This is a genomic window from Actinomadura scrupuli (genome assembly GCF_050971785.1).
GTDB classification, from domain to species: domain Bacteria; phylum Actinomycetota; class Actinomycetes; order Streptosporangiales; family Streptosporangiaceae; genus Actinomadura_E; species Actinomadura_E scrupuli.
Window position 1 is genome coordinate 1 of the sequence record NZ_JBPCCU010000018.1, and the last position, 12,645, is coordinate 12,645.

Annotated in this window: 8 protein-coding genes and 1 rRNA gene; 7 read left to right on the forward strand and 2 right to left on the reverse strand. The window is 72.1% G+C overall.

The window, feature by feature from the left end:
• Positions 1 to 99, forward strand: a 5S ribosomal RNA gene (gene rrf, locus ACRYCC_RS43040); the annotation flags it as partial.
• Positions 100 to 583: 484 nt separating this feature from the next.
• Positions 584 to 3,559, forward strand: a complete 2,976-nt coding sequence (locus ACRYCC_RS43045; RefSeq protein ID WP_433819989.1) for a hypothetical protein — start codon at positions 584 to 586, stop codon at positions 3,557 to 3,559.
• A gap of 190 nt (positions 3,560 to 3,749) precedes the next feature.
• Here the strand turns inward: ACRYCC_RS43045 and ACRYCC_RS43050 are convergent, their stop codons facing one another.
• The gene (locus tag ACRYCC_RS43050) at positions 3,750 to 4,685 is read right to left on the reverse strand and encodes a hypothetical protein (protein WP_433819990.1); all 936 of its coding nucleotides are present in this window, start codon (positions 4,683 to 4,685) and stop codon (positions 3,750 to 3,752) included.
• Positions 4,686 to 4,952: 267 nt separating this feature from the next.
• Here ACRYCC_RS43050 and ACRYCC_RS43055 point away from each other — a divergent pair, with 267 nt between their 5' ends.
• Positions 4,953 to 6,611, forward strand: coding sequence for an alpha-amylase family protein (locus tag ACRYCC_RS43055; RefSeq protein ID WP_433819991.1), 1,659 nt, complete (start codon positions 4,953 to 4,955; stop codon positions 6,609 to 6,611).
• Between the two features lie 147 nt (positions 6,612 to 6,758).
• On the opposite strand, the gene ACRYCC_RS43060 is transcribed toward ACRYCC_RS43055, so the two are convergent.
• Positions 6,759 to 7,856: a winged helix DNA-binding domain-containing protein gene (locus ACRYCC_RS43060; RefSeq protein WP_433819993.1), complete on the reverse strand. Its 1,098-nt coding sequence runs from the start codon at positions 7,854 to 7,856 to the stop codon at positions 6,759 to 6,761.
• 204 nt (positions 7,857 to 8,060) lie between these two features.
• On the opposite strand from ACRYCC_RS43060, the gene ACRYCC_RS43065 reads away from it, so the two are divergent.
• From ACRYCC_RS43065 to ACRYCC_RS43080, 4 genes are all read left to right on the forward strand, one after another.
• The gene (locus tag ACRYCC_RS43065) at positions 8,061 to 9,467 is read left to right on the forward strand and encodes a hypothetical protein (RefSeq protein ID WP_433819994.1); all 1,407 of its coding nucleotides are present in this window, start codon (positions 8,061 to 8,063) and stop codon (positions 9,465 to 9,467) included.
• Complete coding sequence (locus tag ACRYCC_RS43070; protein WP_433819996.1) at positions 9,464 to 10,633, forward strand: ARPP-2 domain-containing protein; 1,170 nt, start codon at positions 9,464 to 9,466, stop codon at positions 10,631 to 10,633. Before ACRYCC_RS43065 ends, ACRYCC_RS43070 begins: the two co-directional genes overlap by 4 nt.
• Positions 10,634 to 10,740: 107 nt before the next feature.
• Complete coding sequence (locus tag ACRYCC_RS43075; RefSeq protein ID WP_433819997.1) at positions 10,741 to 11,241, forward strand: HAD domain-containing protein; 501 nt, start codon at positions 10,741 to 10,743, stop codon at positions 11,239 to 11,241.
• A 245-nt stretch (positions 11,242 to 11,486) separates the two neighbouring features.
• Positions 11,487 to 12,614, forward strand: coding sequence for a hypothetical protein (locus tag ACRYCC_RS43080; protein ID WP_433819998.1), 1,128 nt, complete (start codon positions 11,487 to 11,489; stop codon positions 12,612 to 12,614).
• The last annotated feature ends 31 nt before the right edge of the window (positions 12,615 to 12,645 follow it).

Consider the following 12,645-nt stretch of genomic DNA (forward strand, 5'->3'; position numbering starts at 1 on the left):
GGGGAAACACCCGGTCCCATCCCGAACCCGGAAGTTAAGCCCTTCAGCGCCGATGGTACTGCACGGGAGACTGTGTGGGAGAGTAGGACACCGCCGGACACACCCTCACGAACGGCCCCCACCCACCGGTGGGGGCCGTTCGCATTCCCACACCAATACCCCCACACCATTCGCCGGACCATATGAGGGTCGCTCCATTCCTGGGGCGGCCCTCGACGCATTTCCAGGACCTGTCGCGCGATCGTCGTGCGGTGCGTGCCGGGATGACGAGGGCCGATGCCGGCCTTCCGCGAGGTCGCCAGGCCCACGACGCCCTGGCCGGCCGCGGCCGTCCCGGCGAGCCGATCGCGCGCGACCCGGCCCGCTGACGACGTTTTCCACCTGCAGTAATACCGATAGTCCCCGTGCATGTTCGAAGCCGTTCGAGCTCGATTATCCGCGTGTGTGACCAGGTAGTGACGGTCGGGAAACCGCGCCTGAAGGTGATTTAGAGGTGTTCTTCCGGACGAGTCTAGGAATGTGTCTCTCCTCGGGGTTGATACGGTTCTACGCTGGTTCGGGCCTTCCAGTCGCGGAGGTGGCGATGAGTGTGCAGGATCTGAGGAAGCTGGCCGCGGAGTTGCGCGGCAGGCTTCCGGTCGCGACGGAGGCGGCGGCTCGGGTCTGTGCGGCGCTCAAGGCGGGCACCAGGCCGGAGACCGGTGATGTGGATCTGATCCTGCGGGCATTGACGGACTTCGATGGTGCCCGGGTACGGCTGATGGAGGGCAGGTCGGAGGGCCCGATGCCGGAGACTTTTGAGATGTTGTCGCAGGCTCTCGACGCCGCGGCCGCTGAAGCGTCGCGAAGTGAGCGGCTTCGTGGGCTGGTGGGAATCCAGGGGCCGCCGGCGCTCGAGAACGTCCTGGAAGAGGTTCGCCAGGCGGCGCGGACCGGGCGATCGCCCCAGCTGGAGTTGCTCGCGGAGCTCATCGCGCTGGCCGCAGACACAGGCGACTTCCAAGAGCTGGACGACACCGCCGAACTGGCCAGGGAACGGTTGCCGGGTACCTGGCGCCCGTTGATCAATGCGGCCCTCAACCGGCGTCTCGAAACCGAAGAGCCTGAGCGACCGCGTCCGCAGGCAGGCGCCGCCGCGGAGGCCGGCTCGCCGACCGGTGCGCAGGAGACCGGCTCTCAAGAGACCGGCTCTCAAGAGACCGGTCCGCAGGAGACCGGCCCGCAAGGGACCGGCTCTGCTCGGCCTGAGGGCGAACGAGGCCTGGCCCCGGCCGTCAGTTTGCGGAAGAGCACGGAGAGGACCGCGCCGGAGACCCCTGAGGGCACCGCTCAGGGCACGGAGGCCGGCAGCGCACCGGGTCCCGGGGACGGCGACGTACCGGCCACGGTGCAGAGCCCTGCGGGGGCGGGCGACGCCGCGGGTGACGGGAAGAGCGATGTACCCGGCACTGCGGAGAGCGTCGCCGAGGGGTCGGAGGTGGGTGACGCCCCGGGTCCTGGAAGGAGCAGCACCGAGGACGGGGAGGCAACGCGTCGCCGGGAGAGTGACGCGCAGGCCCCCGCGGACGGCGCTACCCCGGCCCCGCTGGGTGCGCCTCCCGCGTTCGGTGCCGGTGTCGTCGAGGCGTCCGAGATCGTACTGGAGTTCGCCGAGCAGATCGGCCCGCCGATCCACGATGAGCGTGGGCGGCCCGATGAGCCGGATCCGCCCGCCGGTACGGGCTCGAATACCGCGAAGGAGGGCCCGGCGGGGACGCCCGCGGTAGGGGAGCCGCAGGCAGGGACGCACGAGGGAGAAACAGCGGCTACGGAGACGTCCGCGCCTGCTCAGGCGGGGACCGAAGGGCCCAGATCCGGGATCACACCCGCACACGACCTCGCGGCCGGGCCCCAGGAGCTGGAAGCCTCGAAGGTCAGAAGCCCGCAGGCAGGTCCCGGGCAGGCAGGTCCCGGGCAGGCCGGGAGCGTGGCGGGGGCGAGTCGGGGGCACCGGGTGGTCGGGTCTGACGGCGCAGGCACCGCTGGAAGGACCGGAAAGACCGGGACGGCCGAGGCGGGGACGACGGAGGCGGAGGTGGCCGCGCTGCGGTCGGCCCGGTTCGGGCTGGCGGCCTGGCTGCGTACGGCGGCGGGCCGGCCGGCCGCCGAGGCACAGGCGCGGCGGTGCGCGGGGCTGGCCCGCGCCATGGGCGACTTCGCCGGGCGGTTGTCGGCCGAGTTCTCCGCGGCAGCCCAGGGGCTGGACGCACGGTCGCTCGCCGACGACCCGGCAGGGGGGATCTTGGCGTGGGCCGCGGCGATACGTGCCGGGATCGTGCATCCCACCCCGGAATCGATCCGGCTGCTCGATGATCTCGTCCCGGTGGTGTCGCCCTATCCGGGGCTCTCGGCGTACGGGGAGGCCTTCGCCGATGCCGCGGACTCGGGGGCGTACCTCGTCCCCGGGGGGACCACGGACGGACGTGGCACGCAGGCCGGGCAGAACCGCCAGCGCGCGGTCAGGGCCTCGGTACGGCTGCTGGAGGAGGGGCCGCACCGCAGGCTGGAGCCGGCCCTGGTCGAGGAGACGTGGCGGGCGCTGGTCCAGCAGGACGCACCGCTCGGGCGGCTCCTCACGGCCGCGGCACGAGACGACACCGCACGGGTCGACGAGGTCGCCGATCAGGTGGCCGCACTCCGGGTGGGCGGGGCCGTCGGCGAATTGATCAACGACACGGTGCGCTGGGTCGCGGGCGGCCCTGTCGAGAGCACCACCACGATCTGGCTCGGCGGGATGATCGGCGACGCGCTGGAGATGGTGGCGCGCTGGGTCTCCGCGGTCAAGGGGACGGCCTCGGTGGGCACGGACCGGCTCACCCAGGCCCTGGCGGAGCTGCGCGCCGCCATCGAGCGCAACGAAGAGCTGGCCGCGGCCGAGCTGAGCGGCCCCGTCGCGGCGGGCGGTCCGGTGCCGGCCGCGGCGGCCGGAGCGGCGCGCGTGCTGATCCGGGAGACACTGGAGCTGCTGGACGGCGCGCCGGTACAGACCACCGAGCCCCCGTACGCGCACGTCGTCAACCGGGAGTTGCTGCTGGCGCCCGCCGTGCAGGTCCACCCGGCCACCCTGGTGCCCTACGAGCCCCCCGCCCTGGCGGACCTGATTCCGGTGGCCCTGGCGCCGGAGGAGGAGTGGGAGGCCGCCTTCGAGGCGCGGGCCGCGCAGGGCGACCACGAGGGGACGCGCGCCATCATCGCCGTCCTCGAGCGGCAGGAGCCCGACAGGGTGCTGCCGCTGCGCCTGCGCCGTGAGGAGCTGGTCCGGGCGGCGCGGTCGGCCCGGGACGAGCGTGTGCGCGATCTTCGCGCGCGGATGGCCCAGGGCATGCGGGACGGGGCGTTGAGCGGAGACGCCGCCGCCCGCATCGAGAAGACGCTCCAGGACCTGACCGGCCCGCTACGCGACGACTTCGGCCGGGTCCACGGTGTTCTCCACGGCCTGGAGACCGAGATCGCTCGGGGAGCCGCGCACAACCTGAAGCTGCTCGGCGGCGCCGCCGGCTCCGCCGCCCCTCAGCCCTGACCCGGCCCGGCGCCGGGAAGGCCCTCAGCGCGGGGCCGGGGAAGCTCCCCGAGGGGATCGGCGCGGGCCCGGATCGCCTCGGGCCCGGCCGGGGACGCCTCAGAACAGCACGGATCACGTCAGGACGCCCCAGAACCCGTCGGCACGGGAATCCAGGCGGCAGCACGTCGACCGGGCCCCGCCGCCGCCGTCACTGACGGCCGTTGCGGGCCCGGCGGGCCGGCCAGGTGGTGATGTCACGGACCCGTTCCGCCGGCAGCGTGCGGAGCCGTACCGCCACGGCGGTGGGGTCCCCGACGATGCGGTCGGCGTCGAACCGGCGCAGCTCGGTCAGCGTGAGCACCCCGCAGAGCAGGGCGTCCTGGGTGCGTACGGCCACCATCGGGCCGATCTGGGTGAACCCCGGCCCGCTGTCGTTGAGAGTCAGCAGCAGGCCCTGGAAGGTGGCCTCGCCGGGTGAGGCGGGCTGTGACCGTACGGAGTCCAGCAGCGAGAGAAAGCCGCGCTCGAGCTCCCGGGGGCTCTTACCGGTCAGATAGAAGCGCACGTGCCAGGCGGTGGTCTTCAGTGGTACCCGGAACCGGATGGTCAGGCCGTTGGTACGGGAGCACAGCTCGTAGGCCCGGCTCAGGCCCGGCCGCTGGGCGGCATCCGTGCCGCACAGGCCGCCGCTGACCGTCCCGGCGGCGGGGTCGGCGCCGCCGAGAGTGGCGGCGACCGCCTGGTCCAGCTGGCCGATGGTGTAGCGGAGCACGTTGGCGAGGTTCTGTTCCAGCGCCTCGAGCGTACGGGTGATCCGCTGGTTCAGGTCCTGGCCGAAGTCACGGGAGTCCTCCAGCGCGCTGAGGCGCCGGCTGAAGACCACGCTCTGGTCACCGAGCTGCGCCAGCCGGTTCTTGGCCTGGAGCATGTCGGCGGAGAGCCGTTCGAGGTCGTTCAGGCGGCGCTGGAGGGCCGGGACGGTGCCGCCCAGCTGGGTGGTCAGTGACTGCAGCCGCCGCTCCTGCTCGTCGACCAGGACGCCGAGTTCGGTGAGCTGCCGGGCCTTCTGGCCGGAGCCGCGCGCGAGGTACAGCTCCGCGGCGCCCACGACCAGGCAGGCGAGGACCAGCAATATGGACGTCATGCTGATCCCTCGTGTCCTCCGTCCAGCGGAAGCCTCCCGCCACCAACTTCTGTGATCGTCACTGTGATGGACGATAAGCCAGATACCCCGTCAGATGCCATTGATCGATCCCAATGTGTAACTCGTAGCTTTCTTACCGACGACAGCCGCCTGTCCTGTCAGGAGTAGCCGAGGGGTGGGAGGACTCTTTTCCGCTGGATGGGTACAGACCGCCTCATGACGGTCGAGAGTCGATTCGGCCTGGCCGCGCGCTGAAGGGATCTGGGCATGAACATCTCCCGTACCGCCGATCTGTGGTGGAAGAACGCCGTCGTCTACTGCCTGGACGTGGAAACGTTCAAGGACGGCAACGACGACGGCATCGGCGACTTCCGGGGAGCCACCCAGCAGATCGACTACCTGGACCGGCTCGGGGTGACCTGCATCTGGCTGATGCCGTTCTATCCGTCGCCGGACCGTGACGACGGCTACGACATCACCGACTTCTACGGAGTCGATCCCCGGCTCGGGACGCTGGGGGACTTCGTGGAGTTCGTGCGGACCGCCCGGGACCGCGGCATCCGAGTGATCGTCGACCTGGTCGTCAACCACACCTCCGACGAGCACGCGTGGTTCCAGAACGCCCGGGCGAGCCGCGACTCCAAGTACCGCGACTGGTACATCTGGGCGGACGAGCCGCCGAGCGACGGCCCGCAGGGCATCACCTTCCCCGACCAGGAGACGAGCCTGTGGGAGTACGACAAGGGGACGGGCCAGTACTACTTCCACCGCTTCTACAAGTTCCAGCCCGACCTCGACGTCGCCAACCCCGAGGTCCGGGACGAGATCGCGCGCATCATCGGCTTCTGGATGGAGCTGGGACTGTCCGGGTTCCGGGTGGATGCGGTGCCGTTCATGCTGGAGACCACCGGCCAGCGGGACGCCGCGAACCTGCCTGACCCGCATGAGTTCCTCGCCGACCTGCGCTCCTTCCTGTCCCGCCGCAGCGGCGAGGCGATCCTGCTCGGCGAGGTCAACCTGCCCTACCAGGACACGATGCGCTTCTTCGCCGAAGGCCGCGAGCTGACCATGTGCTTCGACTTCATCGGGATGCAGCGGATGTACCTCGCGCTGGCCCGCGGTGACGCCCGGCCGCTCGCCGAGTCCCTGAGCGAGCGCCCCCAGCCCCCGGAGGACGGGCACTGGGCGACCTTCGTCCGCAACCACGACGAGCTCACCCTCGACAAGCTCACCGATGATGAACGGCAGGAGGTCTTCGAGGCGTTCGGCCCGGAGAAGGACATGCAGCTGTACGACCGGGGCCTGCGCCGGCGGCTGCCCCCCATGCTCGGCGGCGACCTGCGCAGGATCAAGATGGTCTACAGCCTGCTGTTCTCCCTGCCCGGCACCCCGGTCCTGTTCTACGGGGAGGAGATCGGGATGGGTGAGGATCTGCGCGCCGAGGGCAGGATGGCGGTCCGTACCCCGATGCAGTGGCGGCCGGACCCGTCGGGCGGGTTCTCCACCGCGGATCCGTCCACGTTCCCGGCCCGGCTGGTCGAGGGCGAGTACGGGCCCGAGCACGTCAGCGTGAGCGCCCAGCGCGGCGACCCGGAGTCGCTGTTCACCTGGATGGGCACCCTGGCGGAGCGCTACCGGCAGAACCCGGAGTTCGCCTGGGGCGAGTACTCCCTCCTGGACACCGGCACCGATTCGGTACTCGCCCACCGGTGCTCGACCCCGCATGCCACCGTGATCGCCCTGCACAACTTCGCGGAGACCCCAACCGAGGTCGAGGTCACGCTGGACGGGTTCGACGACTCCTGGATCCTGGCCGATCTGCTCGTCGACGGCACGGCCAAGCTCACCGGCCAGGGACGCGTCACCCTGCGGCTGGACGGCTACGGCTGCCGCTGGCTCCGCGCCTTCCCCGCGTCCGCCCCCTGATCCGATCCGACACGCCGCGAGCAACGGGCTTCCAGCAACGACCCCACCCCTGCCAAGGGAGGGAGGGATTGATCGCGTGAGCACGGGGAGAGAGGCTTGGCGGCGTTCCCCGGGGCCGGGGGTGGGCCGGGGCCCGGCACCTGGGGGCTAGGAGATCACGGTCGGCTCGGCCGGGAGGCCGAGGAAGCGGCCGATATCGGCGGCCTCGGCCTGCAGCTCGGCCAGCACGGCGGGGGAGAGCGGCTCGAACGGTTCGACGATGATGCCGACGCGCCGGGCCGAACGCCGGGTACGCCAGGTGCCGGCGGCCTGGCCGTCCACCAGCAGCGCGGGCCGGATGATTCCACCGCCGGGGTGGATCAGCGTGCGGTAGGGGCCGGGCACCGACAGTTCCCTGGTCCGCCAGCCGAGGAGGTATTCGTCGAAACCCGGGACGAGCCGTACGACCGGCACGGGCCCGCCGTCGGCTCGTTCGGAGCCGGCCCGTGCGAGGTCGGCCTGTGCGAGGTCGGCGTGTTCGGGGGTGGTCTGGGCGGGGGGCGGTGGCTCCGAACCGGGCCAGGCTCGCCGGGCCTCGCCGAGGGACAGCCCCGACCAGGCGGCGAGATCCGCGGGCTCGGCCGGCTCGTGCGCCAGGCGGTAGCGGCGGGCCAGCCGGCGCAGCGCGGCGTCCCGGTCGGTCACCGTGACGGGAAGCGGACGGCCGAGCCAGTCGGCGGCGTGCACGTAGGTGGGCTTGCCCGCCCGGTCGGGGCCGAGCACCACCAAGCCCTCCCGGGCGCCGAGCAGGGCCAGGTGCACGATCGCCTGTCCCTCGGCCGGAAGTCCCGCCTTCGCCAGCCGCTCGCCCAGCTCCGGTTTGCCGAGCGGCCCCTGGCCGGCCAGTGCGGCCGTCACGAACCGTACGGCTTCGTCGGCCCCGATCTCGACGCCGAGGGCGCGCAGGCGCCGCAGTGAGCCCGTGGGAGCGGGCCGGACCAGCGGGAACAGCCAGGGCAGGTCCTCGGCCGCGATGAGATGGAGGGTGACGCGCGGCCCCCAGCAACGGACGATCTCCCGGGTGTCGCGTGCGGCCGTCACGTCGGCGGCGGTGAGACCGGCCGTCCGGGCCCGCAGCGCCAATGGGAAGGCGGCGATGTCCTGCGCCTGCACGGCGAGCAACCGGCGGACCACCTCTGCCGCCCCGCCGCCCGGCCGATGCAGCAGCTGGGCATGGGCCCTGCGGTGCCTGATCTCGTCGCTCACGGCCCCAGTCTCCGCCATCCGGCGGGCGGGGAGGCGGGCAGCGGGGGGCGGGAAATCGGGAGGTGTGCCGGAGATGTCCGGTGTTACTGTGCGGGAGCCGGCCGCGGGACTCAGGTGCGACTTCCGGAACCCGCCTGTACAGCGATGATTCGCCGCTCGCGCCCTCATTCCCCGGCCGGCCTGAGACCTCTTCCGGGAGCCCGCGTGGAAACCTTCGCCGACCTGATCGCCTGCGAGGACGTCCTCATGTTCGTCAACGCGGCGATCACCTCCACCGGGCAGCGGGAGTTCCACTCCGACGACGGCGCGCAGCGGTTGTCCCTGGATTTCCTGCACCACTACATGCGGGAGAACTACCGGGACCTGTACGCCGCCACCCTCGCCCTCAACATCAACGACCACAACGCGGCGCTCATCGTCCGGCGGCTGCTGGAGAGCGGGCTGCGGCGACCGGTCGAGGGCCGGCTGATCGCCCGCCGGTTGGCGCTGCTCCCGCCGCAGCGGGTGTACGGGATGTTCCGGGAGCTGCGCAAGGCCAAGGTGAACAACCGCACGACCCGGGCGATCATGCGGGACTGGCTGGCGGCCCGCCCCGACCCGGCCTTCGACGCCGTGAAGTACCGCGGGGCGGTCCGGGCCGCCGCACGGCACGCCCACCTCACCCTGGACGGCGAGCTCGGCCCGTTCCTGTTCGCCCCGCGCAGCCGCAAGGTCTTCGCGACGCCGTTGTTCGACACCTGGCGGCGAGCGCACTACGAGGCCGGCGCCGTGTACGCGCTGCCGTACACCGTGGCCGAGGGGTTCGCCGCCAAGCACGGCATCGACCGGGGCGCGTTCCTCGAGCGGATCGCGCCGCGGCTCACCCGCCTCGAGCGGCTGCGGCTGCAGGAGTCGGCCCGTGAGCGCAAGACCACCGGCCTCGACCGTGACCTCACCGGGATGCCGCTGACCCGGCTGGCCTCGTACGTCCTCGGGCTGTCGCTGGACGACCGGGCGCGGCGCCGTACCGAACTCACCGCGGCGCTGCGGGACGCGGCCCGCCGGGCGGCGGGGCGGCAGGCCGGCACCTGGGGCCGGGTGACGGCGGTCCTCGACGACAGTTTCTCCGCGTTCGGCTCGGTGGTGAAGCGGCGGCGTCCGCTGGCGGTGGCGCTGGCCTGTCACCACCTGCTCCAGGTCCTGGCGGGGGAGTACCGGGGACTGTGGCTGTCCGGGCGGGGCGACGACCTCCTGCTGTACCCGTACGGCCCGACGCCGCTGGGCGAGCGGATCATGGACGCGCTCGAGACCGGCCCCGACCGGCTCGTCATCGTCTCCGACGGGTGGGACAACGCCCCGCCCGGACTGGCCGGGGAGGTGCTGCGGATCTGGCGGACCCGGCTGGACCCCGCCGGCCGGGTCGGCATCGTGCATCTCAACCCGGTGTACGACGCCGCCGACTTCGATGTGCGCCGGCTGTCGCCCTCCGTGCCGACGGCGGGGATCCGCGACGCCGAGGACCTGCCCGCGCTGGTGGAGCTGGCCCAGTTCGCGGAGGGCCGGACCGGGCTGCCCGAGCTCGAGGCGCATCTGGCCGAGCGGGTCGGCGCATTCCTGGAGCGGGACTCGTGACCGGGCTCGACCTGACCGGACTGGCCACCCGGCCCGCACAGCGGTGGGGCTCGATCCGGCTGGTGCCCCTCGCACGGCAGGAGCCGATCGAGGATCTGCGGCTCAACGCGCAGGTCTACGGCGACGAGGTGTCGATCGTCTCGGTCGGACCCCGGGTCTCGTACGTGTCGTACATCCCGCACGCCTTCGTGGCGACCTGGACGCGCGACGGGACGCCCGCGGCCGCGTACGGGACGCAGCTCGGCTCGGCCGGAGCACCGGAGCGGGACGTCACCGTACCGGCGTGCGTGCCGCTGCGGCTGCGGCGGCGCATGGCCCGCCGGGTGGACCGGGACCGGCTGCGTTTCCTGCCGCTGCATCTGGCGTTGGAGGGCTATCTGGCGTTGCACTTCGGCGGGCCGTCGGTGGCGTGGGACGAGTGGTCGCAGCGGGCGGTGCGGCAGGGCCTGTCCCCGCGCTGCGAGGAGGTCTACAGCGGGGCCGAGGTCCGGGACCTGGACGACGCGTTGCGCATCTTCGAGATCCACCCGGGCCAGTGCGGGGTGCTGGTCTACGTGGCCGACGCGCTGGCCGGCGCGTTCGTCGTGCCGCATCCGGAGGACTACCGCGCGCTGCACGCGACGCTCGTACGGGACCTGTACGGCGAGCTGATCTACCAGTACGGGCTGATGACCCTGCCGGTGCCGGACCTGGTCTCCCCGATCGTGGACGCACAGGTGCGGTCGCTCGCCGATCTGCGGGCGCAGGCGGCACTGCGCACGGCCGAGTGGGCGGACTTCCACGACACGGTCATGGCGGGCGGGCTGCTGGGCGCGGACGACTACACCTTCGAGGAGGTCTACCGGCTGGGCCGGTTCCGGCTCCAGCGGTTCCTGCCGTCCTTCCGGCTGCACGACGAGAGCCACCTCGGGGAGGTGATCGTGGACGGTTCGGGCCGGGTGGCCTACCTGAAGACCTACCGGCTGTCGCAGGGCCAGGTGCGCCGGGGTCACCTGCTCACCCGGCTCGCCCGCTGCGACTGGAACCTGGGCGCGGCGGCCGCGGCCCTCGGCACCGACGCCGAAGGGCTGGCACTGCGGCTCCAGCGCTCCGGGTTCGGCTACCTGCTGCGGCAGGACGTCCTCGACCACTACCGCGCGGCGGCCCGCCGCCGGGAACTCACCTGACCGGCCGCGCACGCCAGCCCGCGCACGCCAGCCCGCGCACGCCACCCTGGGAACGCCACGCCGATTACCGGTATCCAGGTGCCCTGTCGATGTCGTACGTTCCGGAGATGAGAACGGGGACGCCGGCCGTGCTGCTGGATGTCGACGGAGTGCTGAATCCGATCAAACGGGCGGGGCGCGGCTATCGCCGGTGCCGGGCGTCGCCCAACGGCATCACCTACCGGCTCTGGCTGAACGCCGGGCACGGGCCGATGCTGCGCGAGCTCGTCACCGAGACCCGTGCCGAGCTGGTGTGGGCCAGTTACTGGTGTGAGCACGCCAACGAGTGGATCGCGCCCCGGGTGGGCCTGCCGGACCTGCCGTACGTCCCGATCTCGGCCCGGCCGTACGACACGGAGCTCTCGCTCGGGGCGTGGAAGGCGCGGCATGTCGCCGTGTGGGCGCAGGGCCGACCGTTCGTCTGGTTCGAGGACGAGCCCGACGTCACCGGCTGCCTGCAGGGTGAGGCCGATGTCGGCGACCATCTCCTCGTCGCCGTGGATCCCCTCGTCGGGCTGACCGAGGACCACATCGAGCAGGCCCGGTCCTGGCTGCTCCAGCGCGCCTAGCGGGTTCGGGCACGCACGAAAGAGACCTGCTGAGGGAGTTCGCACGCCACCGGCGGGCATGGTGAACAGTCCGTGAATGCCGCGTACCCAAACGCCTTCCCGGCGGTTCCGGCTCCTACAATCTGGTGGCGGTTGACTTCGCGATAACCCTCCTTGCTTCGCGATGACGTTGTTGACCTCACGAAAACCTGGTCGACCTCTCGCGATGATCGGTCGACTTCGCGATCACCTTTCTGGAGTGCCGGATGGCCAGTAAGATCATTCTGCACATCGGCCTGCAGAAGTCCGGGACGACGTACCTGCAGGAGGTCCTCGGTACGTGCACGGGCGAGCTGGCCGAGGCGGGCATGCTCTACCCGCTCGCGGCGGAGGCGCCCCGGCCCGGTGCCGTCGAGAACCACGAGCACGCCATGTACGGGCTGCTGGGCACCGAGTTCCCCTGGGTCGGCGAGGCGCGCGCCGCCGAGCTGCGCGAGACCTGGGAGCGCCTGGCCGCACAGGTCAAGGACTGGCCCGGCACGGTGCTGCTGTCCGCGGAGGCGCTCGCGGTCATCCGCACCCCGGCGATCCGGCGGCTGCTCGACACGCTCGACCCGCCCGACCTCGAGGTGCTGGTGACGGCCCGCGGCCTGGGCCGGTCCCTGCCCTCGCTGTGGCAGCAGCACATCCGCAACGGCCGGGCCGGGACCTTCGAGAACTACCTGCAGGTGCTGGCCGACCAGCGGGACCGCCCGCGCCAGGACATCGAGCAGGTCCTGGAGCTGCACCTGTGGCGTGCCTTCGCGCTCGGCGGGCTCGTGCGGCGGTGGGCCGCGGAGACCGGGACCGGCAGGATCCGGCTGGTGACCAACGCGGGGTCGCCGCCGCAGCTGCTGTGGTCGCGGTTCACCCAGGCGATCGGGCTGCCCGACTTCGCCGGCCGCCCGTCCGCCGACGTACTCGGCAAGCGCACCCACGCCGGGCTGACCGCCGAGGAGACCGTCGTGCTCAGCTCGCTGAACTACGCGCTGTCGCAGTCGGACTTGAGCAGGGAAGAGGCCACCCGGGTGCGGGACACCGTCGTCAACGACGGGTTCCTCACCCGCACGGAGCGCGGCGCCAAGAACGTCATCCCCGAGGACTGGCGTGGCCGGGTCCTGCAGTGGGGCGAGTCGGATGTCGCCGATCTCCTCGACAGCGGGGTACGGCTGGTGGGAGACGTCGAGGACCTCCGCTACGAACCCGGCGGGGAGCCGCCGCAGCCGCCCACCGCCAGAGACGTCGGCAGGGCGAGTGCCGTGGCGGTGCTCGCGGTGGCCGCGGCGTTCAAGCAGCCCCCCGTGGAGCAGGCCGCACCGCACCGTCCGCGTAGGCTCTTCCGGACGTCCGTGTAGCGCTGGTCGCCGACATCCCGGGGGGATTACT

Coding starts and splice junctions, on each gene's coding strand:
- ACRYCC_RS43080 (WP_433819998.1), top strand. CDS start 11,487: ATGGCCAGTAAGATCATTCTGCACATCGGCCTGCAGAAGTCCGGGACG.
- ACRYCC_RS43055 (WP_433819991.1), top strand. CDS start 4,953: ATGAACATCTCCCGTACCGCCGATCTGTGGTGGAAGAACGCCGTCGTC.
- ACRYCC_RS43075 (WP_433819997.1), top strand. CDS start 10,741: ATGAGAACGGGGACGCCGGCCGTGCTGCTGGATGTCGACGGAGTGCTG.
- ACRYCC_RS43050 (WP_433819990.1), bottom strand. CDS start 4,685: ATGACGTCCATATTGCTGGTCCTCGCCTGCCTGGTCGTGGGCGCCGCG.
- ACRYCC_RS43045 (WP_433819989.1), top strand. CDS start 584: ATGAGTGTGCAGGATCTGAGGAAGCTGGCCGCGGAGTTGCGCGGCAGG.